Origin of the sequence: Devosia alba, from assembly GCF_039938915.1 — a bacterium.
Classification (GTDB): Bacteria; Pseudomonadota; Alphaproteobacteria; order Rhizobiales; family Devosiaceae; genus Devosia; species Devosia alba.
In genome coordinates this window covers 65,248-88,410 of sequence record NZ_JBDUUI010000002.1, presented here as the reverse complement: position 1 = coordinate 88,410, position 23,163 = coordinate 65,248, and the positions used below count along the sequence as shown (strand labels likewise).

At 64.9% G+C, this 23,163-nt stretch carries 24 protein-coding genes; 14 read left to right on the top strand and 10 right to left on the bottom strand.

Translation table 11 applies throughout. From position 1 onward, the window contains the following. Positions 1–5: 5 nt before the first annotated feature. Together ABFY71_RS02900 and ABFY71_RS02895 are read left to right on the top strand one after the other, a co-directional pair. Positions 6–1,232 carry a GGDEF domain-containing protein gene (locus ABFY71_RS02900; protein WP_347944601.1) on the top strand — a complete coding sequence of 409 codons (1,227 nt, stop codon included), beginning with the start codon at positions 6–8 and terminating at the stop codon, positions 1,230–1,232. 160 nt (positions 1,233–1,392) lie between these two features. Then, positions 1,393–2,156 (top strand): IS5 family transposase gene (locus tag ABFY71_RS02895; protein WP_347944600.1). Its coding sequence is split into 2 segments (ribosomal slippage): positions 1,393–1,726 and positions 1,726–2,156, totalling 765 coding nucleotides; the frame shifts between segments, so codons are not numbered across the junction. Between the two features lie 6 nt (positions 2,157–2,162). On the opposite strand, the gene ABFY71_RS02890 is transcribed toward ABFY71_RS02895, so the two are convergent. The 3 genes from ABFY71_RS02890 to ABFY71_RS02880 form a co-directional block, all read right to left on the bottom strand. Continuing rightward, entirely contained in the window at positions 2,163–2,477 is a 315-nt protein-coding gene (locus ABFY71_RS02890; RefSeq protein WP_347944599.1) for a hypothetical protein, read from the bottom strand. 78 nt (positions 2,478–2,555) lie between these two features. Then, positions 2,556–3,356, bottom strand: a complete 801-nt coding sequence (locus ABFY71_RS02885) for a COG3904 family protein (RefSeq protein ID WP_347944598.1) — start codon at positions 3,354–3,356, stop codon at positions 2,556–2,558. Then, entirely contained in the window at positions 3,353–4,705 is a 1,353-nt protein-coding gene (locus tag ABFY71_RS02880) for a hypothetical protein (RefSeq protein WP_347944596.1), read from the bottom strand. Before ABFY71_RS02880 ends, ABFY71_RS02885 begins: the two co-directional genes overlap by 4 nt. 222 nt (positions 4,706–4,927) lie before the next feature. On the opposite strand from ABFY71_RS02880, the gene ABFY71_RS02875 reads away from it, so the two are divergent. After that, entirely contained in the window at positions 4,928–5,281 is a 354-nt protein-coding gene (locus tag ABFY71_RS02875; protein WP_347944595.1) for a YciI family protein, read from the top strand. 31 nt (positions 5,282–5,312) lie between these two features. Here ABFY71_RS02875 and deoD read toward each other — a convergent pair whose 3' ends face one another. Beyond that, the gene (gene deoD / locus ABFY71_RS02870; RefSeq protein ID WP_347944594.1) at positions 5,313–6,023 is read right to left on the bottom strand and encodes a purine-nucleoside phosphorylase; all 711 of its coding nucleotides are present in this window, start codon (positions 6,021–6,023) and stop codon (positions 5,313–5,315) included. A gap of 265 nt (positions 6,024–6,288) precedes the next feature. Between deoD and argC the strand changes: the two genes are divergently transcribed. From argC to ABFY71_RS02850, 4 genes are all read left to right on the top strand, one after another. Next, the gene (gene argC / locus ABFY71_RS02865; RefSeq protein ID WP_347944592.1) at positions 6,289–7,236 is read left to right on the top strand and encodes an N-acetyl-gamma-glutamyl-phosphate reductase; all 948 of its coding nucleotides are present in this window, start codon (positions 6,289–6,291) and stop codon (positions 7,234–7,236) included. Between the two features lie 310 nt (positions 7,237–7,546). Next, positions 7,547–7,837: a YggT family protein gene (locus tag ABFY71_RS02860; protein ID WP_305578668.1), complete on the top strand. Its 291-nt coding sequence runs from the start codon at positions 7,547–7,549 to the stop codon at positions 7,835–7,837. Between the two features lie 12 nt (positions 7,838–7,849). Then, the gene (locus ABFY71_RS02855) at positions 7,850–8,158 is read left to right on the top strand and encodes a DUF167 family protein (protein ID WP_305578670.1); all 309 of its coding nucleotides are present in this window, start codon (positions 7,850–7,852) and stop codon (positions 8,156–8,158) included. A 186-nt stretch (positions 8,159–8,344) separates the two neighbouring features. After that, positions 8,345–10,489 (top strand): sodium-translocating pyrophosphatase, encoded by a 2,145-nt coding sequence (locus ABFY71_RS02850; RefSeq protein ID WP_347944590.1) that lies wholly within the window; start codon positions 8,345–8,347, stop codon positions 10,487–10,489. A gap of 76 nt (positions 10,490–10,565) precedes the next feature. Here ABFY71_RS02850 and ABFY71_RS02845 read toward each other — a convergent pair whose 3' ends face one another. Beyond that, positions 10,566–11,930 (bottom strand): metallophosphoesterase, encoded by a 1,365-nt coding sequence (locus ABFY71_RS02845; protein WP_347944589.1) that lies wholly within the window; start codon positions 11,928–11,930, stop codon positions 10,566–10,568. 806 nt (positions 11,931–12,736) lie between these two features. Between ABFY71_RS02845 and ABFY71_RS02840 the strand changes: the two genes are divergently transcribed. Both ABFY71_RS02840 and ABFY71_RS02835 read left to right on the top strand, forming a co-directional pair. Beyond that, the gene (locus ABFY71_RS02840) at positions 12,737–13,537 is read left to right on the top strand and encodes an ion transporter (protein ID WP_347944588.1); all 801 of its coding nucleotides are present in this window, start codon (positions 12,737–12,739) and stop codon (positions 13,535–13,537) included. A 90-nt stretch (positions 13,538–13,627) separates the two neighbouring features. Further along, positions 13,628–14,173, top strand: a complete 546-nt coding sequence (locus ABFY71_RS02835; protein WP_347944587.1) for a dihydrofolate reductase family protein — start codon at positions 13,628–13,630, stop codon at positions 14,171–14,173. A gap of 28 nt (positions 14,174–14,201) precedes the next feature. Here the strand turns inward: ABFY71_RS02835 and ABFY71_RS02830 are convergent, their stop codons facing one another. Next, on the bottom strand, positions 14,202–14,651 hold the full coding sequence (locus ABFY71_RS02830) for a MarR family winged helix-turn-helix transcriptional regulator (protein ID WP_347944586.1): 450 nt from the start codon (positions 14,649–14,651) through the stop codon (positions 14,202–14,204). A 75-nt stretch (positions 14,652–14,726) separates the two neighbouring features. Here ABFY71_RS02830 and ABFY71_RS02825 point away from each other — a divergent pair, with 75 nt between their 5' ends. Further along, positions 14,727–15,263, top strand: a complete 537-nt coding sequence (locus tag ABFY71_RS02825) for a cytochrome b (RefSeq protein ID WP_347944585.1) — start codon at positions 14,727–14,729, stop codon at positions 15,261–15,263. A gap of 61 nt (positions 15,264–15,324) precedes the next feature. On the opposite strand, the gene ppa is transcribed toward ABFY71_RS02825, so the two are convergent. After that, positions 15,325–15,858: an inorganic diphosphatase gene (gene ppa, locus ABFY71_RS02820; RefSeq protein WP_347944584.1), complete on the bottom strand. Its 534-nt coding sequence runs from the start codon at positions 15,856–15,858 to the stop codon at positions 15,325–15,327. 137 nt (positions 15,859–15,995) lie between these two features. On the opposite strand from ppa, the gene ABFY71_RS02815 reads away from it, so the two are divergent. Next, positions 15,996–16,544: a hypothetical protein gene (locus ABFY71_RS02815; RefSeq protein ID WP_347944583.1), complete on the top strand. Its 549-nt coding sequence runs from the start codon at positions 15,996–15,998 to the stop codon at positions 16,542–16,544. A gap of 32 nt (positions 16,545–16,576) precedes the next feature. Here ABFY71_RS02815 and ABFY71_RS02810 read toward each other — a convergent pair whose 3' ends face one another. The 3 genes from ABFY71_RS02810 to ABFY71_RS02800 all read right to left on the bottom strand — a co-directional run bounded on the left by ABFY71_RS02810 (position 16,577) and on the right by ABFY71_RS02800 (position 19,527). Continuing rightward, positions 16,577–17,473: a hypothetical protein gene (locus tag ABFY71_RS02810; protein WP_347944582.1), complete on the bottom strand. Its 897-nt coding sequence runs from the start codon at positions 17,471–17,473 to the stop codon at positions 16,577–16,579. 43 nt (positions 17,474–17,516) lie between these two features. Then, the gene (locus tag ABFY71_RS02805; protein WP_347944581.1) at positions 17,517–18,491 is read right to left on the bottom strand and encodes a DMT family transporter; all 975 of its coding nucleotides are present in this window, start codon (positions 18,489–18,491) and stop codon (positions 17,517–17,519) included. A gap of 106 nt (positions 18,492–18,597) precedes the next feature. After that, positions 18,598–19,527, bottom strand: a complete 930-nt coding sequence (locus ABFY71_RS02800) for a tyrosine recombinase XerC (protein WP_305578441.1) — start codon at positions 19,525–19,527, stop codon at positions 18,598–18,600. Positions 19,528–19,679: 152 nt separating this feature from the next. Here ABFY71_RS02800 and ABFY71_RS02795 point away from each other — a divergent pair, with 152 nt between their 5' ends. The 3 genes from ABFY71_RS02795 to ABFY71_RS02785 all read left to right on the top strand — a co-directional run bounded on the left by ABFY71_RS02795 (position 19,680) and on the right by ABFY71_RS02785 (position 22,993). Beyond that, the gene (locus tag ABFY71_RS02795; protein WP_347944580.1) at positions 19,680–20,003 is read left to right on the top strand and encodes a hypothetical protein; all 324 of its coding nucleotides are present in this window, start codon (positions 19,680–19,682) and stop codon (positions 20,001–20,003) included. A 64-nt stretch (positions 20,004–20,067) separates the two neighbouring features. Then, positions 20,068–20,745, top strand: coding sequence for a L,D-transpeptidase (locus ABFY71_RS02790; RefSeq protein ID WP_347944579.1), 678 nt, complete (start codon positions 20,068–20,070; stop codon positions 20,743–20,745). Between the two features lie 79 nt (positions 20,746–20,824). Further along, positions 20,825–22,993, top strand: a complete 2,169-nt coding sequence (locus tag ABFY71_RS02785; protein ID WP_347944578.1) for a primosomal protein N' — start codon at positions 20,825–20,827, stop codon at positions 22,991–22,993. The last annotated feature ends 170 nt before the right edge of the window (positions 22,994–23,163 follow it).

Genomic DNA, 23,163 nt, shown 5'->3' with positions numbered 1-23,163 from the left:
GATTTATGAGCGCCGCAGCATTCGTTCTGGCCATCAACTTCTGTGTGGCCGGCCTGTTCGTCACGGCATTTACTGTCGTGGCCGTCAATGCCCGCATCGCCACCGGCGCGCGCTGGCTGGCCCTGGCCTATTGCGCCGGGCTGGTCAATTTTGGGTTGGAGATTATCCTGCCGCTCCAGAGCGATCCGCGCCCGCTCGGCATCGCCATCTTCATGGTGTTCCTTTTGGCCCTGGCCGCGAGCGCGGTGGGCCTGGCGCGCAATTATCGCGTCGATCCGCCCTGGCTGTTGCTGGGCGGGCTGCTCATCGCCTCGTTCATCGATATCGTGCTGATTTATGACATGGAGCGCAACTCGCTGCTGCGCGGCCTGCTGTATCAGGCCCCCTATGCGCTGATGCTGCTGATCGGGGCCCTGGTCGTGCTGCGCTCGGGACGGCGGCATGTGCTCGATCTGGTGCTGCTGGCCATTCAGGTGCTGGGTGCGCTGCATTTTCTGGGCAAGTCGTTTCTCGCTGTGGCGCTGGGCTCGGGCGCCAATGCGCAGGCCTATATCGGCACCAGCTATGCGGCGATATCGCAGGCGGTGGGGGCGGTGCTGCTGATCGGCAATGGCATTTTGATGCTGGTGATCATTCTGCGCGACACCACCACGGAGATGCGGGCCCAATCGGAAACCGATCCGCTGTCGGGTCTGCTCAACCGGCGCGGTTTTGAGGATCACGCCGAAGCACTGCTTGCCGCGGCGCGCCGGAGCGGGGTGCCGGTGAGCGTGGTGGTGGCCGATCTCGATCACTTCAAGGCCATCAATGACCAGCATGGCCATGATGTCGGCGACGCGGTGATCAGGAGCTTTGCGCAAACCCTGCAGGACGCCGCCAGCCTTGGCACCATGACGGTGAGGGGGACCGTGCTGGGACGCCTGGGGGGCGAGGAATTTGCCGCCCTGGCCCCGGGCAGCGGTCTACACTCGGCGCAATTGTTCGCCGAGCGGGTCCGCACGCCATTCGGCACCAGGGGCCTGATCAGCCAGGCGCCGGAGTTGCAACCGACTGCCAGCTTCGGGATTGCCCAGCTCAGAGCCGATGAGGGCCTGTTCGACCTGCTGCGCCGGGCCGATGCCGCGCTCTATCAGGCCAAGAGAACCGGGCGCAACCGCATCTGCCTGGACGTCGTCGAGGCGGTGTCGGCACCGGCCAGTGCCGATCGTCGCCAGGTCTCGCGCCGGTCCTAGAGCGTCCTCAGCAAAAGCGGCTCCCCTGTGGCCGTTCGAAAACGCGACAAATCAGGACTCGCAGCCGTGTGACCGTTTCAGCCAAACGGCGAAATGGACTAGGGTCAGGACCTGTTAATTTGCAATGATCTGTGATTCAGATTCTCCATTGGAGGGTCTGATGGGTGATTTGTTTTTGTTGAGCGAGGCTCAGATGGCTCGGTTGTCGCCGCATTTTCCGTTAGCGCACGGTGTGCCGCGGGTGGATGATCGGCGGGTGGTGAGCGGGATCGTCTATGTGATCCGCAACGGCCTGATGTGGAAGGATGCGCCCAAGGGCTATGGCCCGCATAAGACGCTCTACAACCGCTTCATGCGCTGGAGCCGGCTGGGAGTGTTCGACAAGATCTTCGTGGCGTTGAGCCAGGATGGCCCCAGGCCAGAGCGGATCATGATCGATGCAACGCACTTGAAGGCTCATCGCACGGCGGCGAGCCTTTTAAAAAAGGGGATGTTCCCCGCCATATCGGGCGCACCAAGGGCGGGCTGAACTCCGAGCTCCATGCCGTCTGCGACCAACTGGGCCGCCCGATCATCCTCAAGCTCAGCGCCGGTCAGGTCAGCGACCACAAGGGCGCCGGCATGGTGCTCGATGAACTGCCTGCCGCCTCTCACTTGATCGCCTACAGGGGCTACGACAGCGCCTGGTTCAGACAAGCCCTTACCGACAAGGGCATTGAACCCTGCATTCCTTCGAGCCGCAGCCGGAAGGTCCCGTTCCCATACGACAAGGCCATCTATCGCCAACGCCACCGGGTTGAAAACCTGTTCGCAAAGCTCAAGGACTGGCGTCGCATCGCAACAACATACGACCGATGCGCCCACACATTCTTCTCGGCAATCTGCATCGCAGCAACAGTCATCTTCTGGATCAATGAGTCCTGACCCGGACTAGTTGTCGTCGCGGCGCTCGACGAATTCAAAGCCGTCGGCGTCGGGTTCAACCTTGAGGGCGAGTTGCTGGCGGTCAAGCTCGGCCAGCCAGGCGACCCAGGAACAGGGGCTCAATCCGGCCGTTTCGTCGGCGACAGGGCTGGGTGGGCTCGATTTGCCGGCCCGGCCGAAGCGCAGCTTGAGCTGGGCCCGCTCCTCGCCAAAGCGGTTGCGCACCCGGGCAATGGCAGGCACGCCGTGACGATTGGCGACCCAGGTGCGGATGTCACTATGGCCGATCAATGTCTTGTTGCCGACAGGGGACTTGGACATGCTGGCGTTCCTCCTCCAAAGAGCCATGCTGATCAGATTCAACGGGGCTGACGCGGGCGCCGTTCCATCACAATAGTCTCAATCCTGCAGCAGGACAGTAACAAGATTGAGACGCTGCATCTCCTCGACCGAAAAATAATACAGCCGCTCGGGCGGCGTCTGCAGCGCATGCAGCCAGAGCGCCGGATCGACGCCGCTGCGTGTCAGGGCGGTGATAATTTCGGCGGTGGTGGCTTGTGCGTCGCTCATTGCGGCGCCGGCCATGCGCAGGGCGTCCGGCGTGGCGCCGGCCAGGGCGGTGGCATAGAGCTGGTGCACGCCAATGGCCGAGGCCGGGCTGGCGCTGCGGGTCGTGCCGGCGGCAAAGATGATCGGGCAGGAGGAGGCGCAGAGCGCCCCGGCCAGCACCTGGGTGGCCAGGCCCTTGTCATGGATCAGCTCGCCAATGGCCAGGGCATCGCGCACCGCGCCGCCGGGCGAATCAAGCTGCACGGTCTGCACATATTCACCGCGGGCGGCAATCTCGCTGGCAAAGCGGGCTGCGGCGCCGGGGTCGATCGTGCCGGTCAGCGTCAGCACGCCACCACTGCCCAGGGCGATGTCGAGCGGTTGCTGCAACAGCGCCGGATCGGTAGTGATCGCCGGCATCGGGCCGGGATTTGGTCCCTCCAGCGCTGGCGGCAGGATGGGTTGCAGCGGCTGGTCGAGGCTGGCGTCCTGGGTGGCCGCCAGCTCGCGGAAATCGACAAACAGCATGGCGGCAACCCCGGCCAGCAGGGCAAAAAAGACCAGCCGCAGCAGGGCGCCGTCATCAATGGCGCCCAGGCGTTGCACGGCCCGGCGCAGGGGCGCGGCTGCGGTGGTGGCCGGGGCGGTCATGCGGGGCGCGGCGCGTCGGTGCGCTTGCGCTGGGCTGCGTCAATGGGGGTGACGGTGCCGTCGGCCCCAGGCGCCTCGGCGGCCAGGGGCGGTGCCGCTGGCGCGGGTTCAGGCTCACTGGCGCTGTCCTGCCCCGGCGGGCCGGTTGCCACCGCGATGCCGGCGGCCTCCATCTGGCGGAACAGGGCCATGGCGCGCAGCATTTCGGCGGCGGTGATGTTTTCCGCCTCGGCCAGTGACTGCGATTCCTGGCGCATCGCGTCATTGACGATCATCAGCACCAGAACCAGCACCACGGGCAGCAGGTCGATGGAAATGGCGCCGGCCCAGCTGGGGATGAAATCGGACCAGTAGCGGATCACCGCCTCGGCGCTCGAGAGCGGCACGAAGCGGCGTTGCTCGACGGCGGGGGTGGCCAGAATCTCATCGGCTGCCGCGCTGAGCGCGGTGGACTGGGCCGCCACCGAAACGCGCACCGTCTCCATCACCTGGTCCTGCCGATTGGCAAGGTCCGCGCTTTGCCCATTGGCCACAGGGGCAATGAAGCCGGCGCTGAGATCGGCAGCAGCGCGCTTGACCGAGGCGGCAATGTCGGTCTGCTGCAGCGCGGCGATCACGGCAGACAGCTGCACCGCCTCGGTCTGGAAACTGTCCGAGCGCGGCGCAACCGCGCCGGGGGTGGAGACCAGTTCGCGCATGCTGGCCAGCCGCGTCGAGCCCTGTTCGAACAGGCCCGCCACCGCGTCGCGATTGCTGGTGATGGTGGTGCTGAGCTGGGTCATCTGCGCGCTCATCTGGGTGAGCAATTGCACCACGCTGCCCGAGCCGGTGGTGCCGGTCAGGGCGCCGCTCTCGCGTTCGTCAGCGGCCAGGCCCGCAAAGCGCTCGGCGGCGCGCTGCACGTCGGGCAGCAGGCTCTGGCTGGCCAGCGCATTGGCATGGGCGGCGTCGAGATCTTCGGCATAGCCCTGCAGCGTCACCGCCATGTGCTGTTCGAGCGCGGCGGAGCCGGCCAGCGCAGCGGCGTTGAGCCAGCTGCTCATGGCAATGATCATGGCGCAGCCAATGGCCATGGTCAAAAACAGCGCAAGGCGCTGCACGCCCGAGGTGACCAGCGGCACAAAGCGCAGCATGAAGCTCCAGAAGGCATAGATCGCCACCGAAACGGCGGCCGAATAGATGATGGCGGCAAAGAACACAAAGCTGGCCGAGCCATCGAGCAGGCCGCGCACCCCCAGATAGGTATAAACGCCCGAGGCCAGGGCGAGCACGGCCAGGGCAAAGCGCGTCATGGTCTCGACGCTCTTGACCGTTTCGTTGAGACGATAGGCGTTCGGCTTGAGTTGCATTTTTTCCCGGGGCCCCCTGAACGTCAAGCAGAGCTTAACACGGCGATGGCGGCGAGATGGTGGCAGACTGCGGCAGGGTTAATGACGAAGCGGTGAGACGCGGGCCGGGAAAATTTGCCGAAATCGGCCGGGCATGTCGGTTTTGGGCATGCTCATCCGTTGTGTCAGTGTGAACCTTGCTGTTTTTGTCCCTCAACCCCGAGAATTCCAATGCGCTATTTCATGAGTATCATCCCGCCCGCCGACCTCAAGTCCGAAGACATCCCGCAAGGGCTGATGGATGCCATGGGCCCCTGGATGGAGAAAAACCTGGCAGCCGGCTCGCTTGTCTCGACCGGCGGCCTCAAGCCTGCCAGCGAAGGCAAGCGCCTGATGGGCCAGACCGGCGCCGTGGCGCTCACGGACGGCCCGTTTGCCGAAGCCAAGGAAGTCATTGGAGGCTATGCGGTGTTCGAGGCGCCCGATCTGCAGGCCGCGACGGCACTCGCCAGCGAGTTCATGCAGCTGCACATCGACAATGGGCTGTCCAATATCGTGCTGGAACTGCGCGAAATCGCTGGCGGCGCCAACTACTGATCCGCCCATCGCGCGCCACCGTGGCCGCCCGCTACCCCTCGATCGCGACCTCGAGGGCCACGCTCACCATTTCCCTGAGCGAGGTCTGGCGCTGGTCGGCGTCGATCTCCTGGCCGGTGATCAGGCAGTCGGTCATGGTGCAGATGGTCAGCGCCCTGACGCCGAAGCGGGCGGCCAGCGTATAGAGCGCGGCGGCTTCCATTTCGACGCCGATGACGCCGTGCTCGGGCAGCTTGTCGTAACCGGCCATGCCGTCGGCATGGTAGAAAATGTCCGAGCTGAGCATATTGCCGGCGTGGTAGCGCATGCCGGCGGCCTCGGCCTTGTCGGCGGCGGACCGCAACAGCCCGAAATCGGCGATCGGGGCAAAGTTGAAGGCGCCAAAGCGGCCCTTGACGATGGCGCTGTCGGTTGAGGCGGCCTGGGCCAGGATCAGGTCGCGCACCTTGACCTTGGCATTGAGCCCGCCGCAGGTGCCCACCCGGATCAGCGTGGTGACGCCATAGGTGTTGATCAGCTCATGGGCATAGATGGCCAGCGAGGGCTGGCCCATGCCGCTGGCCTGCACCGAGACGCGCTTGCCCTTGTAGGTGCCGGTATAGCCCAGGCAGTTGCGCACGGAATTGACCAGTTCTGGCGCATCGAGAAAGGTCTCGGCGATCCATTTGGCGCGCAGCGGGTCGCCCGGCAGCAGCACGGCATCAGCATAGTCGCCGGCTTTGGCGTGATTATGGGGGGTCATGGCGGTCTCCCGTTGGTTTTTGTCCACTTGGTCAAAGCAATGGCATTGCCGGCGCCGAACGGCAAGGCGCGGGGCTGGCCCTTCTTCTCCCTCCCCCTTGTGGGGAGGGTGGCCCCGGAGGGGTCGGGTGGGGGGCTTGCTGGAGCTGGCATATACCCCCACCCTTGATCCCTCCCCACGAGGGGGAGGGAGAAGAAAGGGCCGGCCGTCTTGACCCCGTGCCCGGGGCGGTCCATCTACGCAGCCGCATCAGGAGTGATAGAGCATGGTCAGCAAGATTTTCATCGATGGCGAAGCGGGCACCACCGGTCTGCAGATCCGCGAGCGGCTGGCCGGTCGGCGCGATCTGGAGGTGATCTCCATTGCCCAGGACAAGCGCAAGGATATCGATGAGCGGGCGCGGCTGCTCAATGCGGCCGATATTGCCATTCTGTGCCTGCCCGATGATGCCGCCAGGGAAAGCGTGGCGCTGATCGACAATGGCACGACGCGGGTCATCGACGCCTCCTCGGCCTTCCGGGTGCATGGCGACTGGGCCTATGGCTTTGCCGAAATGGACAAGGGCCAGAGCGAGGTCATCGCCCGGGCGCGCTTTGTCAGCAATCCGGGGTGCTATCCGCAGGGGGTGATCGCCACGGTGCGGCCGCTGATCGAGGCGGGGCTGCTGCCAAGCGGCTATCCGCTCACCGTCAACGCGATTTCCGGCTATAGCGGCGGCGGTAAGCAGATGATTGCCGAATATGAGGCTGCCGGTGCGGCGGCCAGCCATTTCATGCCCTATGGGCTGACCTTTGCGCACAAGCACGTGCCCGAAATGACCGCTTATACCAAGCTGGCCCAGGCGCCGCTATTCGTGCCCTCGGTGGGCGATTATGCCCAGGGCATGATGAGCTTTGTGCCCCTCCAGCTCAGCCATCTGGGCGTGGTGCCCAAGGGCGTCGAGCTGCATGCCGCCATTGCCGACCATTTCGCCGCCATCCCCAACAGCTTTGTCGAGGTGGCGCCCTATGTGGAAATGGCCAGGTCGCCCGAGCTGGATCCGCAGATCTACAACAATACCAACACCATGAAGCTGCATGTGTTTGCCAGTGACGCGCGGGCGCAGGCGGTGCTGGTGGCGGTCTATGACAATCTGGGCAAGGGCGCTTCGGGCGCTGCGGTGCAGAATCTGAACCTGATGCTGGGCGCCGATCCGCATACGGGATTGCACTGATCCCCCTCGCATTTTGCGAGGCTATCTGCATGTCGCATTGCATTTTGCAACGCTCAATGGTGAACAAAAACTTAACGCTGTCAGCCCTTTGACCCGCTAAGGCCCGGATTGCGGGGGCGGGCCGGTCGGGCGCGCTTCTGGCACGCTTTGTGCAACAGCGTTCGTATCCGGGTTGATTTGTACTGCGTACCGGATGTCAGTCATTGAGGCCCCGTTCTGTGCGACCAGAGCGGGGTCTTCATGGTTTGCGGCCTGCCCTTGTCGCGCGGCGGCGTTGCGACTAAATAGGCAGTGAAAACAGGAGACTGCAATGAAGGCCATTCTCGACGTGATCATGGTGATCCTCCAGCTGTACTGGTGGGTGTTGCTGATCATGATCATCATGAGCTGGCTGATCTCGTTCAACGTGATCAACACGCGCAATCAGTTCGTGGCCAGCGTCTGGCGCGTGGTCAACCAGTTGACCGAGCCCCTGCTCAATCCCATTCGCCGCGTCATGCCCAATTTCTCGGGCCTCGATATTTCGCCGATCATCCTGTTCCTGGGCATCTTCTTCATCCAGCAGCTGATCGTGCGCTACGGCTATGCCTACGTCCCCTGAGGGAACAGCATTTTGGCACTCTGTTACCGGCTCAGCCCCACGGGGCTGAGCCTTTTCGTTCGGGCCACCCCCAATAGCGGGCGTGACGTCATCGAGGGCGTGCAGCAGCGCGACGATGGCAGCGCCGTACTGCGCGTGCGGGTCAAGGCGGTGCCCGACAAGGGCCGCGCCAATGCCGCGGTGATCGCGCTGCTGGCCAGGGCGCTGGGCGTGCCCAGATCGGCCATCAGCGTCAGCCATGGCGAGACCGCCCGGCTCAAGACCCTGTCAGTGCTGGGGGACAGCACGGCTCTGGTGGCGGCGCTGGAAACCATCAGCTAGCGCCTTGTGCACCGCTCGGCCCATCCCGCCGCGACAAAACCGCGCAACTCCCATTGCGTAAGCCGATAATCTGGCTAATCTGGCGGTCAGGAGGGGGGCTCCTTGGAGGGCTGTCCGGCGCGGGTTGGAGGAACCGGTGGCGGCGCAGCGGCGGGTCCCTTGAGGCACATCGAGAGGGACTATTCTATGACTTTGGCACTCTGGCTGATCGTCGTATGCGGCGCTCTGTCCATCATTTACGGCGTTATCACCACAAGGCAATTGCTGGCCGCCGATGCCGGCTCCGCCCGGATGCAGGAAATCTCGGCGGCGGTGCGCGAAGGCGCTTCGGCCTATCTCAAGCGGCAATACACCACCATTGCCATTGTCGGCGCGGTCATCCTGATTGCCGCCTACTTCCTGCTCGGCATCTATGCCGCCATCGGCTTCCTGATCGGCGCGGTGCTCAGTGGGGCGGCCGGCTTTATCGGCATGAACGTGTCGGTGCGGGCCAATGTCCGCGTCGCCCAGGCGGCGATTTCCTCGCTCGGCAAGGGGCTCGATCTGGCGTTCAAATCGGGCGCGGTCACCGGCATGCTGGTGGCGGGCCTGGGCCTGCTGGGCGTGGCGCTCTACTTCATGGTGCTGACGCAGTTCCTCGGCTTTGCCTTCAATGACCGGGTGGTCATCGATGCGCTGGTGGCGCTGGGCTTTGGTGCCTCGCTGATTTCCATCTTCGCCCGGCTGGGCGGCGGAATCTTCACCAAGGGCGCCGATGTCGGCGGCGATATGGTGGGCAAGGTCGAGGCGGGCATTCCCGAGGATGATCCGCGCAACCCGGCCACCATTGCCGACAATGTGGGCGACAATGTCGGTGACTGCGCCGGCATGGCGGCCGACCTGTTCGAGACCTATGTGGTGACCATCGTCGCCACCATGGTGCTGGCCGCCATCATCCTGCCCGACGCCTTCAAGCTGATGGGCATGGTGCTGCCGCTGGCCATTGGCGGCGCCTGCGTCGTCACCTCGATCATCGGCACCTATTTCGTCAAGCTGGGCGCCGACAACAACATCATGGGCGCGCTGTACAAGGGCATCATTGCCACCGGCGTGCTGTCGCTGGTGGCGCTGATCCCGGTGCTGTGGTTCGTGTTTGGCGATCTCAATGTCGCCATTGCCGCCAATGACAAGACCTTCACCCCGATGAGCCTGTTCTGGTGCGGCGTCGCTGGCCTGCTGATTACCGGGCTGATCATCGTCATCACCGAATATTACACCGGCACCAATCGGCGCCCGGTCAATTCCATCGCCGAGGCTTCGGTCACCGGACACGGCACCAATGTGATCCAGGGGCTGGCCGTGTCGCTGGAATCAACGGCGCTGCCGGCGCTGGTGATCATCGCCGGCATCATCGTCACCCATAATCTGGCGGGCCTGTTCGGCATCGCCTTTGCGGTGGCGACCATGCTGGCGCTGGCCGGCATGGTGGTGGCGCTCGATGCCTTTGGTCCGGTTACCGACAATGCCGGTGGCATTGCCGAAATGGCCGGGCTGGACGATGCGGTGCGGCACAATACCGATGCGCTCGACGCGGTGGGCAATACCACCAAGGCCGTCACCAAGGGCTATGCCATTGGTTCGGCCGGCCTCGGCGCCCTGGTGCTGTTCGCGGCCTATACCCAGGATCTGATCTACTTCGCCAACCTGCCTGACGCCCCGGCAATCTTCCAGGGCATGGGCACGCTCACCTTCTCGCTGGCCGACCCTTATGTGGTGGTGGGCCTGCTGTTTGGTGGTCTGCTGCCCTTCCTGTTCTCGGGCATGAGCATGACGGCGGTGGGTCGCGCCGCCCAGTCGGTGGTGGTGGAAGTCCGCCGCCAGTTCAAGGCCGATCCGGGCATCATGGCCGGCACCTCCAAGCCCGACTATGCCCGGGCAGTCGACATGCTGACCCGGGCCGCGATCAAGGAAATGATCGTGCCCAGCCTGTTGCCCGTGCTCAGCCCGATCGTGGTGTTCTTCGTGATCTACTGGATCGCCGGACCCGCTGCCGGCTTCTCGGCCCTGGGCGCCATGCTGATGGGCGTCATCGTCACCGGGCTGTTCGTGGCCATTTCCATGACCGCCGGTGGCGGCGCCTGGGACAATGCCAAGAAGAGCTTTGAAGACGGCTTTACCGACAGCCACGGCGTCAAGCACCTCAAGGGCAGCGACGCGCACAAGGCCTCGGTCACCGGCGACACCGTCGGCGATCCCTACAAGGACACCGCCGGCCCGGCCATCAACCCGATGATCAAGATCACCAACATCGTGGCCCTGCTGCTGATCGCCGTTCTGGCCCATCTGGGCTGACCACCAGACATTGTCTGGACGGGAATGAAGAAGGCCCGGGGCGCAAGCTCCGGGCCTTTGGCGTGATGTTGTACGCCTAGTTCAGTGCCTGGGTCACCAGCGCCTTGAGCATCACCTCGGGGTCGGGGGTAAACACCAGGTCCTCACGGCCAAAATAGCTCTTCTGGTTGGTGGCGGACCAGTCATTGGTGACAATGGTGTAGCTCTGCTTGGCCGACAGGTCGGTCGGGGCGGCGTAGAGAAAGTCACCGGTGCGCTGTTCGAGGGTCTGCGCGCCGTCCTGGTTGGCCCGGGCGAGGATCTCGGCCAGCACCTGCGCGCTGACTTCGGCCAGCATCAGCTTGCCATCGAAGCGGACAATGGCGTTAAAGCCATATTGGCTGACATCGCCCTGGGGCAGGCCGGTACCCAGCGTGGTATGACCGACAAAGCCGACATCGGCCCCGGCGCCAGTGGCCATGGTGGCGGCGACGAAGCGGCCGGTTTCGGCGAGGCTCATGGCGGTCTCGGACTGGCCGATGGCGGCGCGTTCCTCGGCGGTGAGATGCTCGGCCAGCATGGCCTCGATCAGCGCGGCGAGTTCGGCATCGGGGGCGATATCGGCGGGCAGTTCGGTCTGGCTGAGGGTGATCGCCCCGTCGGCGGCGATCTCGGCCACCGTATAGACATTGCTCCAGGAGCCGGTATGGACGTAGCGGCTGCGGCCTTCCTCGTGGGTCAGCAGCAGATGGTCGTGGCCGCCCACGATCAGCGTGCCATCGGGCAGCAGGGGCAGGATGGCGCGGTCGGCGACCACGCCGGCATGGCTGAGCACCAGGTCGAGGCCGTCAGCGGCGAGGGCTTCTGCCAGATTGGCGCTGGCCCACTCGACCGGATCGGGCAGGGTGAGGCTGTCGCGCAGCGCTTTGGGATAGGTGAACAGGGCCGGGGTGGCGATGCCGACCACATTGACCGCCATGTCGCCCAGCTTGAGGCTGGCGGTGGCCGGGGCATAGGGGGTGCCGCTGCGGCTGTCGAGAATGTTGGAAACAACCGTGATGCCCAGCGCCTGGGCCTGCTCGACGACCTTGGCTAGGTCATCGCTGAAATCGGGTTCATGATTGCCGATATTGAGCACGGTGGGGGCCAGGCCGGCGAGGGCTTCCAGCAGCGCCCAGTCGACGCGACCGGCGGAGCGGCTGGCCACCACATTGCCGGCTTCGAACACATCGCCATTGATGGCAATGATGTGCGGCACGGCATGGTCCTGAATTTCGCTGCGCAACGCGGCCAGCAACTGGGCCGAATGCTCATAGGCCGAATGCAGGTCCGAGAGGATCAGTACCCGGCCGGCGGAGTCGGCGGCGATGGCGCGGGCCAATGGCAGGGCCAGCGGCAGCATGGCGGCCGAGCCGAGCAGTTGCAGGGTGAGGCGGCGGGAGAAGTTGAAGCTTGGCGTCATCGCGGAACAGTCCTTTGTCCAGAGCAGTGTGCGGCTTACGGCAGCGGTGTGACAGTGGCTGAACACGCTGATGACGAAAATATTGCTGCACGGTGACGATGCCGGTCTGCGCCGGGATGACACCGCGTTTGTGGGTGCCTCAATGCTTCCCACCCACCGCGTGACGACCGCGTATTTTGGCACGGTCTCACCCCACGCACCGGGTGGCACCTCCCCCTTGAAGGGGGAGGTTGGGAGGGGGTGCGTGAGCCCGGATATCAGGGCCAACCGCCCCCCACCCTTGATCCCTCCCCACAAGGGGGAGGGAGACGATGGGACCACGGTCACGGGCACGATCACCATCCAATGCGCCGGACAGGCCTCCCTCCCCCTTGTGGGGAGGGAATGAGGGTGGGGGGCGGCACCTGCGCAGAGTGCCGGCCACCCAAAAGGACTTATCCATCTTCTCCCCGTCCCCCAAACCTCCCGCATAATCCGCCCATCACCCCACACGGGCGGCCTGCAGGCGAACAGTGGTGGGGTGTGCCGGGTGGAGGTTCGTCTCTTCCACAGGTTCCAGTCCGGCCGTGTGGGGGCGAGCGATCCCCGTGCCGCCGTACAGTTCCAAAAACCGGCGCCCCGAGGCGGTTTCCGTCTCACTGTTTTAAATTACCAGAGGCGAAACCCGCCTCGGGGCCCGCTCCTGTTGTGACAACCGCGCTGCAGGCGGCGCTGACGGCTGCGCCCTTGCCCGCCCCCCAAACCCCTTGACGAATCCCGCGCCCTGGCCTCTGCCTCGTGCGGCAAAAATCCGGAGATTGCCCGCCATGCGTCAGGCGCTTGTTCATCTGCTCAGTTCCCGCCGCTGGGAGCAGGCCATCGTGGCCGTCATCCTGCTCAATTCGCTGGTGCTGGGGCTGGAAACCGATGCCGGCATTGTCGCCCGCTTTGGCCCGCTCCTGCAGGCGCTCGATAGCATTATCCTCGTCATCTTCGTGGTCGAGATCGCGCTGCGCCTATTTGCCTTCGGGCCGGCCTTCTTCCGCGATCCCTGGAGCCTGTTTGACTTCTTCGTCGTCGCCATTGCCCTGGTGCCGGCCAGCGGCCCGTTCCAGGTGCTGCGCGCCCTGCGCATCCTGCGGGCGCTGCGCCTGGTCTCGACGCTGCCGGCCCTGCGCCGTGTCGTCGGCGGGCTGGTGGCCGCCCTGCCGGGCATGAGCTCGATCATCATGCTGATGGGCATGCTGTTCTATGTGGCGGCGGTGATGGCGACCAATCTGTTCGGGGAGCAGTTTCCCGACTGGTTCGGCAGCCTGGGCGCCACGCTCTATACGCTGTTCCAGGTGATGACGCTGGAAAGCTGGTCGATGGGCATTGTCCGGCCGGTGATGGAGGCCTTCCCGCTGGCCTGGATGTTCTTCGTGCCCTTCATCCTGCTCTCGACCTATGCGGTGCTCAACCTTTTCATCGGTGTCATCGTCTCGGCCATGCAGGAGGAAACCGAGGCGACCGCCACCGCCGACCGGCAGGCCCTGCATGACGATACCGTCCATATCCTTGGCGAACTGCGCGCCCTGCGCGCCGAGGTGGCGGCCCTGCGGCAGGAGCGCCCGGGCAGCGCCGATTGAGGGGCAAATCTGCCTTGTCGGAACGCGGCCCATCGCTTCGTCATAATGGCAACGGGCGGCCAACGGGGCCGCGCCAACAGGGAGAATTTGATGCGAAAAGTGGTGGCGGGGCTATTTCATTCGATTGACGGCGTGGTGGAGGCGCCCAATCTCTTTCAATTCGACAGCTTTGACGACGAGCTGGGCGTGCTGCTGACCGGCGTACAGGAGCGGGTCAGCGACGTGCTGCTGGGTCGGGTCGGCTACGAGGAATGGAGCCGCTACTGGCCCAATGCCCAGCTCGACGATGACTTTGCCCGCTTCATCAATGGCGTGCCCAAGCATGTCGCGTCCGATACGCTGAGCGGGCCGCTGGGCTGGAACAATGCCAGGCTGATCGATGGCGACCTGCTCGACTTCGTGCGCGGGCTAAAGCAGGGAAGTGGCGGCGAAATCGCCGCCATGGGCGGCATTTCGCTGGTGCGCCAGCTGCTGTTTGCTGGCCAGCTCGATGAGCTGGTGCTGATCACCCATCCGGTGATTGCCGGCAACGGGCGGCACCTGTTCGAGCCGGGTGATCCGACCACCCGGCTGGCGCTGGTGGGCAGCCAGGTTACCAGCAAGGGCAATGTGGTGCAGACCTATCGGCTGGCCTGAGACGGGTCGGGTGGCGCCGGGCTGGCGGCTATTTCTGCGCGGCGGCCTCGTCGGCCTCAAGCGCGGCAATCACCTGCAGCAAGTGGGTGAGCAGGGCCTGCTGTTCGGCGGGCTGCAGATTGGCCATCGCCATGGCATTGATCTGCTGGACCACGGTTTGCACGCGGTCCAGCTGCCCGCTGGCCAGCGGCGTCAGCGCCACCAGGGCGCTGCGCCGGTCGGCCGGGTCGGGCCGGCGCTGCACCAGGCCATCACGCTCCATGCGCTTGAGGGTGGCGGCCATGGTAGGCTGTTCGACGGCGGCGCGCTGCGCCAGCGCCTTTTGCGTCATGGCCGTGCCATCGCCCAGCGCAAACAGCACCGGCAGATAGGCGGTGGCAATGCCGGCGGGCGCCAGGCGGCGTTCAATGGCCCGGGTAAACAGCCGGGCCGCCCAATTGCTCAGATAGCCAATGGAAGTCTCGCGCGTCAGGGTCATCGGTGTTGCTTGTCAGTCAAATACATAGTGTGCTATGTATAGGCCGTCACAGACGATCATGGCAAGGAGCCGGTAATGTCGCTCACCAGCACGCAGACCCGCTATGGCTCGGTCGCCATTGCCATTCACTGGCTCACCGCCCTGGCGATATTGGCCATGTTGATCAGCGGAATGAACGCCGCCAACACGACCGATCCAGCTACCGAAGTGACGCTGTTGCGGGCGCACGCGGTGATGGGCGTGCTGATCGGGGTGCTGACGATTCTGCGGATTTTCTGGTTCGTGCTGTTTGACCAGCGTCCCCCCGCTGTGACGGGCATGTCGCGGTTCCAGGCCATCGCCTCGCGCGGGGTGCATGGCGCGCTCTATCTCGTCGTGCTGGTGATGGTGGCCAGCGGCATCGCCACGCTGCTGCTCACCGGCGCCAATCTGCAGGTGTTCGGCACGGTGCCGCTGCCCTTGCCCGAGTTTGGCGCGGTCGCCCCGTTCAGGGTCCATGATGTGCTGTCCAAGGTGCTGATTGCGCTCCTGATCGGCCATATCGGCGCGGCGCTCTATCACCAGTTCATCGTGCGGGACCGGGTGATGGCCCGCATGGGGCTGGGCCGCTAGGCCCCGGAGGCCCACCATAAACAGCGAAAGGGGCGCCGGCGCCCCTTTCAAATCGCAAAGATCAGGCCTGCTTGTTGTGCAGCGCGATGGAGTCGAGGATCACCTTGCGCGCATCCTCATAGCCGCCGACATGGGAGATCTTGGCCCATTTGCCGGGTTCGAGATCCTTGTAATGGGTGAAGAAGTGATTCACCCGCTCGACCTGGATGGCCTGCATGTCGGTGATGTCCTTGATCTCGTCATACATGCGGGTCAGTTTCTGCACCGGCACGGCAAGGATCTTTTCGTCCTGGCCGCCATCGTCTTCCATGAACAGCACGCCGATGGGGCGGCAGCGCACGACGGCGCCGGGAACCAGCGGGCGCGAATTCATCACGATGACGTCGAGCGGATCGCCATCGCCGCACAGCGTGTGGGGCACAAAGCCGTAATTGCCGGGATAGCGCATCGGCGTATAGAGAAAGCGGTCAACAAACAGGGCGCCGCTGGCCTTGTCGATCTCGTACTTGATCGGCTCGCCGCCCATGGGGACTTCGATAATGACGTTGAGGTCGTCAGGCGGGTTGTTCCCGGTGGGGATGGCGTCGATATTCATCTGGCTTCAGGTCTCGTTCAGCAAGGGGGCCACAAAGTGGCTGCGTTGTGCCCATAATGGCCCGGCAAAGGCAAGCGCGTTTGGTGCATAGGCGCTGCCGCAAAATGTTTGTGTTTCCTACGCGCCCCGGAGCCAAGATGAAACCCTTTGTATTTGCAACATTGGCCGTACTGGCGCTGGCCGGTCCCGCCCAGGCGCAATTTACCAGCGCCTATACCGATCTCGATCTGGACAATGATTGCCTGGTGCTCGATGCCGATGACTTCGGCGTCAGCTGGTCCTGCCCGGGCTACAAGGGCTATCCGGTCCATGTCAGCGAGGGCGATCTGCGTTTCACAATCGTCTATGGCTTCAATATCGACAAGGAGCCGGGCGGGCAGACCCTGGGGCCGTTCAACCGGCTCGGCGACACGCTGGAGTGGCGGTTGAGCAAGGCGTCGGGGCGCTGGCTGCCGGTGGCCACCATTGTGCGCTACCACATTGCCGGTATCGACACCGGCGTCGATAGCGGCCAGGTGCTGGTGGTGACGCAACTGGCCGAGGGCAATAGCTGCCACATCGCCTATGTCGACGCCCGGGCCAATTCCAATGCCAATGAGCTGGCCCGGGCGGCGGCTGACCGGGCCGGCAAGTTCGATTGCGGCACCGACACCATCGCCACGCCGGGCACATTTGCCGCCTGGTAGCGCCGCGCCCGGTCAGGCGTTTCAGCGTGCCTCTAGCGCAACATCACCAGGCCAGCCTCATAGGCGGTTCGGCAGTCGGTGGCGTCGTGTTCACTGTCGCTGTCCAGCAGCGTCGGGGCCGCGCCGGGGCCTTCAAAGCGCGGGTCGTCGCACTCGCCATCAAGGGCATAGCTCGAACTGTCGTCACCAAAGATGATGCCGGTGCTGTCATAGGGCGCGCCGGCGGCATAGTCGGGCCGATAGACGGTACGGATGCTGACCTCGCCCCGCGCCTCGAGTGACTGGCAGTCATTGGCATCGGCCAGCATGTCGTCGGCCAGCAGCTTCTTGTCGGTGCCCGGGCCCTCAAAGCGCGGGTCGTCACATTCGCCGTCATAGGCATAGACGCTGGTGTCGCTGCCATAGTCAAAATCGACAAGGGCGGGCCCCCCGGCCGATGCCAGCGCGATCGTGCCCTGTTCAAAGGCGGCGCGACAGTCGCTGGCGTCGTGCAGTCGGCTTTCCGGCGAGGGCTTGGCGGTCATGCCGGCGCCGACGAAATCGGGATCGTCGCATTCCCCGTCATGGGCCCATTCCCCCGAATCATCGCCAAAAATGATGCGGGCGACGCTGCCGGTATCGCCTGCCGCTTCGCTGGCGTCACCGGGCGTGATCAGTGTCAGCCTGCCCTGTTCAAAGGCGGTGCGGCAGTCGGTGGCGTCGTGCAGCCGGTCGGCTTCGAGCAGTTCGACTGCCGCAGCGGGGCCGGTGAAGCGCGGGTCATCGCACTCGCCGTCATGGGCCCACTCGCTGGCGTCGTCGCCAAAATCGATCGGTTCGGCGGTGGCATTGGCGGCAGCTTCATCCTGCGCCAGGGCCGGGGCAACAGCGCCCGCCGCCAGCATCAGGCTCAGCGCCGCGCTGGTGAAAACAGTCTTCCAGGCATTCATCGGTGGTCCCTTCCCAGATCAATCCGCAAGTGCTTGCACTACATTAGAGGGGCTTGGGGCTGTCCAACAGCCCCGGCGGGAGGAATTCTGCGCGCGCCTGCCGCTCGGCGCGGGTGAACAGCACTGAACCGGTCAGCACCAGCGCCGTGCCGATGGCATGAAACAGGGTGAACGGTTCGCCCAGCACCCAGACGGCGATGATGATGGTGACAATGGGGCCGAAGGCGCCCGTCGAGGCGGTGGCCCGGGCGCCGATTCGCGCCATGCCCGCATTCATCAAGAACGAGGGCAGCACGGTGCCCAGTAGCCCCAGCGCCAGCCCGTAGCCCCATATTTCCGGCGCCAGGTTTCCATAGCTGGCGGGGCCGGCCACAATCAGGTTCTGGGCAATGGCGACCACGGCGGCGGTGGACATGCCGATACAGGTGAACAGGCCGGCGCCGATCAACAGCATCTGCCGCTTGGCCAGGTGTTGATACAGCGCAAAGCTGATGGCCGAGCCCAGTACCAGCAAGGTGCCGGTGAGCAAGCCGTCCGGGCTGATCGCCAGGTTCCAGCCGAAAATCACCAGCAGCCCGGCATAGGACACCAGCATGGGCGGCACGACGCGCCAGGCCATGCGATCGCCAAAGAACCAGACGCCAAACAGCAGTACGAAGAAGGGATAGGTGAACAGTACCAGCCGTTCATATTGTGCGGTGAGGAAGTTCAGGCCCAGAAAGTCGAGATAGCTGGAAAAATAGTAGCCCAGAATGCCCACGGCCATGCTGGCAAGCACGACCGGCAGGGTGAGCAGGCGGCGCAAGTTATCCTCGCGCCGCAAAAGGGTGAGCATAATCAGCAGATAGACCGGCAGCGCCACCAGCATGCGCAGGCTGAGCAGCATCTCGGTGGAGACGCCATGAGCGTAAGCGAGCTTGATGAAAATGCCCTTGGTGGAGAACAGCACGGCGCCGGCCACGGCCAAGCTGTAGCCGAGCGGGTCGTTGACGGGGGCGATGGGTGCGGACGGGTTCAAGAGCGGCTCATTTGCCGAGCATTATCGCAGCGGCAGAGCGTGGCCGACAAGTCGGGCCAGACGAAAACGGTTCGGCAGTTTGGGTGGCGAGAGAGTGAAGGCGGTGTCAGCCGCGCGGATGGGCGTTGCGGTAACTTTCGAGCAGCCGCTCGGTGTCCACGGCAGTGTAGATCTGGGTCGAGGAGAGGCTGGCATGGCCGAGCAATTCCTGGATAGCGCGCAAATCCCCGCCCTTGCCCAGCAAATGGGTGGCAAAGGAATGGCGCAGCGCATGGGGAGTGGCCGAGGGTGGCAGGCCCAGCGCCCCGCGCAACTGGGCCACCCGCAGCTGGATCAGCCGCGGCGACAATACCCCGCCCCTGACGCCGCGGAACAGCGGTTCTTCGGGCCAGGATTTGAACGGGCACAGGTCGAGATAGAGCGCGATGGAGCGCCGGACGGCGGCGATCAGCGGCACCATGCGGGTCTTGCCACCCTTGCCCGTCACGCGCAAAACCTCGGTTTCGAGGTCACTGCGGGTCAGCGCCAGTGCCTCGGCAATGCGCAGGCCGGCGCCATAGCACAGGCTGAGCACCGCCATGTCCCGGGCCGCCACCCAGGGTCGGTCTTCCAGTTCATTGGTGGTGGCGATGGTGGCGCGGGCCTCGATGACGGTCAGCGCCTTGGGCAGGGATTTGGGCAGCTTTGGCGTGCGGATCACATTGAGCGCTTCGGTGGCCATCACCCCTTCACGCTCGAGGAAGCGGAAGAAGCTCTTGAGTGCCGAGAGCACCCGGGCCAGCGAGCGCGACCCCAGGCTCTCGCTGCGCCGCTGCGCCATGAAGGCGCGCACATCGGCGCCGCGCAGCTCCTTGAGCGTATCGAGCGATACCGGGCCGCCGGTATGGCCGGCGAGAAACTGCAGGAATTGATCGAGATCGCGGCCATAGGCGTCGAGCGTATTGGCGGCCAGCCGGCGCACCGAGCCGAGTTCGCGCTGCCAGGCACTGATCCGGGCGCGGATAAACTCGTCGGTGGCAAAAGCGGAATCGACCATGGCAGCAATTTCGGCCTGCAGAGTAAACCTGAGCTTAACGCGGCCGGCCCGGATCGTCCTGGTGTTGCATATCAGCAGCAGCCCGAACCGGGCCGTCAACACACCGGCGTGAGGGCCTTCCGCGCCAGCGCCAGCCGCGCTATGGCCACGCTATGAAACGTCTTTTGGGCATTGCTGTGTTGATCCTGGCGTTGGCCGGCCTGAGCGCCCCCAGCCTGTCGCTGGCTGCCGGTGTCTCCAGCGCGATGTGGTCAGCGGGCCATAGCCAGGTTTCCGCGACGACCCCGACCAAGGTGGTGACCTGCAAATCGCTGGGCGGCAAACGCGTGCTGCCCTGCCATCCCGATCAGGGTGTGATGACGAGCGCCACGGTCGCCAGCGGCGTGACAAGCCATGCCGACCTGCGCCGGCTGGTGGCGCTGGCTGCCGCCGCCATTGAGCCGGAGGCCGAGCTGCCACCGCCACGAGGGGCCTGATCGTTCAGCGTTTCATCCTTCCCGTTTCTGCGGCCCCCGGGGCCCCAATCTTCGAGTTCTCGATATGATCAGTCTTTCCGTAGGCCGCCGCCAGTTTCTGGCCGGCGCCGCTAGTCTTTCTGCCCTGGCCCTGGCCGGCTGCGCCACCACCACGCCACAGCGCGTGGCGGTGGATACCGGTCCGGTCCGCCATCCAGTGCCCTCTGACGTGCAATTGATGTACGGCGCGGTCTATGATGAGCCCTACTTCCTGCGGGCCGCCGACATGTCGCTGGTCGATCCGATCTACTGGCGCCAGACTGTGGTTGACCCAACCGGGGAGAAGCCGGGCACGGTGGTGGTCGATACCGCCAGCCGTTTCCTCTACCATGTGGGCCAGGATAACCTTGCCACGCGCTATGGCGTTGGTATTGGCCGGGACGGCTTTGCCTGGGCCGGCCGCGCCCACATCGCCTACAAGAAATCGTGGCCGACCTGGACGCCACCGTCCGACATGATCGACCGCCAGCCTGAACTGGAACAATATCGCCGGGGCATGGAGCCGGGCCTCGACAATCCGCTGGGCGCGCGCACGCTCTATATTCATCAGGGCAATGTCGACACGATCTACCGTATCCACGGCAATCCCGATGAGCGCTCAATCGGCCAGGCTGTTTCAAGCGGCTGCGTCCGGCTGTTGCAGCAGGATGTGATCCATCTGGCCGAGGCGGTGCGGAGCGGCTCGACCCTGGTCGTGGGTTAGCCCCGCGCCAAACCCGCGTCGGCACTGTCGCAGAATCACCACGCGCTCCCTATGTTCACAGCGAACAGAACGGGCACAGATGGAACAGCGTCCAGATATAGTCGCCGTCATGGTGGGGGTCGCCGTTGACGGCCCCTACAGCTATCGCGTGCCGGCGGGCATGGCGGTCAGCCGCGGCTCGATTGTTTCGGTGCCGCTGGGGCCGCGTCTGGTGCTGGGCGTGGTCTGGGGGGCGCCCAAGGACATGGTGGCGCATAACCGGCTGCGCGATATCGCCCATGCCTATGATGTCCCCCCGCTCAGCGAGGAGCTGCTCAAGCTGGTGGAGTGGGTAGCCCGCTACACCCTGGCCGCCCCCGGCCAGGTATTGCGGGCAGTGTTGCGCTCGACCGAGGCGCTTGATGCGCCCCGGCCGGTGCTGGCTTTTCGCCGAACCCGCACCGAGCCCGACAAGCTGACGCCGGCCCGGCTGCGGGTGCTCGAGGTGCTGATGGACGATATGGCCTGGCCCAAGGCGGCCCTGCTTGAGGCTGCCGGCGTATCGGCGTCGGTAGTCGAGGGGCTGGAGCGGGTCGGGGCCATCGAACGGCTGGAACTGCCGGCGCCTCCCATTGTCGAGCCGCCCAATCCGGAGGCGGCAGTGGCAACGCTGTCGGTGGGCCAGCAACAGGCGCTCGAGCAGATCCTGGCGCTCGATGCGCAGCAGTTCGGGGTGGCGCTGCTGGATGGCGTGACGGGCGGTGGCAAGACCGAAGTGTTCTTCGAGGCGGTGGCCGATACGCTGCGGGCGGGGCGGCAGGCCCTGATCCTGCTGCCCGAGATCGCCCTGACCAACAGCTTTATCAGCCGCTTCACCAAGCGGTTTGGCACGCGGCCGGCCGAATGGCATTCCGATATGACGCCCGTGCAGCGGGCCAAGGTCTGGCGTGGTGTGCTCGATGGCACGGTACGGGCGGTGGTGGGCGCGCGTTCGGCGCTGTTCCTGCCATTTCGCGAACTGGGCATGCTGGTGCTCGATGAAGAGCATGACGGCGCCTATAAACAGGCCGATGGCATCACCTATCACGCCCGTGACATGGCGGTGGTGCGCGCCCATCTCAGCAATGCCCGGGTCATCCTGTCCTCGGCCACGCCATCGGTGGAAACCCGCAACAACGCCAATGGCGGCCGCTATGCCCATGTGCTGCTGACCTCGCGCTATGCCGAGGCGGCGATGCCCAATATCACCACCATCGACATGCGAATCGATGGCCCGGAAAAGGGGTCGTGGATTGCGCCCCTCCTGGCGCGCGAAGTGTTCGGGGCGCTGGACCGGGGCGAGCAGGCGCTGCTGTTTCTCAACCGGCGCGGCTATGCACCGCTGACGCTGTGCCGCTCCTGCGGGCACCAGTATCAATGTCCGGACTGTTCGGCCTGGATGGTCGAGCACCGGTTTCGTGGCGTCTTGATGTGCCACCATTGCGGGCACGAAGTGCGCACGCCCACGGTCTGTGGCGAATGTGGCGCGGCCGATGCCCTGATCGCGGTAGGGCCGGGCATCGAACGGGTGGCCGAAGAGGCGGCGGCGCGCTTCCCCGATGCGCGGCGGGTGATTCTGTCCTCGGACATGGGCAGCACTGCCCAGCTCAAGGAGCGGCTGGCCGAGATCGAGCGCGGTGAATTCGACCTGATCATTGGCACGCAGCTGGTGTCCAAGGGGCACCATTTTGAAAAGCTCACCGTGGTGGGTGTGCTCGATGCCGATCTGGGGCTGGCGCATGGCGATCCGCGCGCGGCCGAGAAGACCTTCCAGATCCTGACCCAGGTGGCGGGGCGCGCCGGACGCGCCTCCAGGAATGGCAAGGCGTTCCTGCAGACCTATCACCCTGACCATGCGGTGATGCGGGCCATGGTCAGCGGCGATCGGGAAGCGTTTTACGCCCATGAGCTGGCGGCGCGCGAATCTGGCGGGTTGCCACCCTTTGGCCGGTTGGCGGCTCTCATCATTTCGGCCAATGAGCATGACGTGGCGATGGGCTTTGCCAAAAAGCTGCTTTCTGCGGCGCCGATGGCCGAGGGCGTGCGGCTGTTCGGCCCCGCCGACGCCCCCATTGCCATGGTGCGCGGCCGCTACCGGGTGCGGCTGCTGGCCCAGTCGGGCAAGGATTTTGACCTCTCGGGCTATGTCCGGTTCTGGCTTGCCTCGGCCGACAAGGTCAGCGGCAATCTGCGGGTTCAGGTCGATATCGACCCGATGAGCTTCATGTAGGGTCAGCCTGCGACACTTTCGCCGCATTTGAATCATGCCCCTAAGCCTTGCAAGGCCCGCGAGCCTTGTGCTAGAGCGAGCGCGACTTTGAAGGGGGCTCCGGACGTCCTCTTTTCCATTCAAGAACAAGCGTCAGCGACCGCCCGGGTTTTCCAACCAGATCAGGCGGC

Bases quoted from the DNA above. Each gene is read 5' to 3' on its own strand.
- ABFY71_RS02900 (WP_347944601.1), top strand. From the start codon at position 6: ATGAGCGCCGCAGCATTCGTTCTGGCCATCAACTTCTGTGTGGCCGGC.
- ABFY71_RS02890 (WP_347944599.1), bottom strand. From the start codon at position 2,477: ATGTCCAAGTCCCCTGTCGGCAACAAGACATTGATCGGCCATAGTGAC.
- ABFY71_RS02885 (WP_347944598.1), bottom strand. From the start codon at position 3,356: ATGACCGCCCCGGCCACCACCGCAGCCGCGCCCCTGCGCCGGGCCGTG.
- ABFY71_RS02880 (WP_347944596.1), bottom strand. From the start codon at position 4,705: ATGCAACTCAAGCCGAACGCCTATCGTCTCAACGAAACGGTCAAGAGC.
- ABFY71_RS02875 (WP_347944595.1), top strand. From the start codon at position 4,928: ATGAGTATCATCCCGCCCGCCGACCTCAAGTCCGAAGACATCCCGCAA.
- deoD (WP_347944594.1), bottom strand. From the start codon at position 6,023: ATGACCCCCCATAATCACGCCAAAGCCGGCGACTATGCTGATGCCGTG.
- argC (WP_347944592.1), top strand. From the start codon at position 6,289: ATGGTCAGCAAGATTTTCATCGATGGCGAAGCGGGCACCACCGGTCTG.
- ABFY71_RS02860 (WP_305578668.1), top strand. From the start codon at position 7,547: ATGAAGGCCATTCTCGACGTGATCATGGTGATCCTCCAGCTGTACTGG.
- ABFY71_RS02850 (WP_347944590.1), top strand. From the start codon at position 8,345: ATGACTTTGGCACTCTGGCTGATCGTCGTATGCGGCGCTCTGTCCATC.
- ABFY71_RS02845 (WP_347944589.1), bottom strand. From the start codon at position 11,930: ATGACGCCAAGCTTCAACTTCTCCCGCCGCCTCACCCTGCAACTGCTC.
- ABFY71_RS02840 (WP_347944588.1), top strand. From the start codon at position 12,737: ATGCGTCAGGCGCTTGTTCATCTGCTCAGTTCCCGCCGCTGGGAGCAG.
- ABFY71_RS02835 (WP_347944587.1), top strand. From the start codon at position 13,628: ATGCGAAAAGTGGTGGCGGGGCTATTTCATTCGATTGACGGCGTGGTG.
- ABFY71_RS02830 (WP_347944586.1), bottom strand. From the start codon at position 14,651: ATGACCCTGACGCGCGAGACTTCCATTGGCTATCTGAGCAATTGGGCG.
- ABFY71_RS02825 (WP_347944585.1), top strand. From the start codon at position 14,727: ATGTCGCTCACCAGCACGCAGACCCGCTATGGCTCGGTCGCCATTGCC.
- ppa (WP_347944584.1), bottom strand. From the start codon at position 15,858: ATGAATATCGACGCCATCCCCACCGGGAACAACCCGCCTGACGACCTC.
- ABFY71_RS02815 (WP_347944583.1), top strand. From the start codon at position 15,996: ATGAAACCCTTTGTATTTGCAACATTGGCCGTACTGGCGCTGGCCGGT.
- ABFY71_RS02810 (WP_347944582.1), bottom strand. From the start codon at position 17,473: ATGAATGCCTGGAAGACTGTTTTCACCAGCGCGGCGCTGAGCCTGATG.
- ABFY71_RS02800 (WP_305578441.1), bottom strand. From the start codon at position 19,527: ATGGTCGATTCCGCTTTTGCCACCGACGAGTTTATCCGCGCCCGGATC.
- ABFY71_RS02795 (WP_347944580.1), top strand. From the start codon at position 19,680: ATGAAACGTCTTTTGGGCATTGCTGTGTTGATCCTGGCGTTGGCCGGC.
- ABFY71_RS02790 (WP_347944579.1), top strand. From the start codon at position 20,068: ATGATCAGTCTTTCCGTAGGCCGCCGCCAGTTTCTGGCCGGCGCCGCT.
- ABFY71_RS02785 (WP_347944578.1), top strand. From the start codon at position 20,825: ATGGAACAGCGTCCAGATATAGTCGCCGTCATGGTGGGGGTCGCCGTT.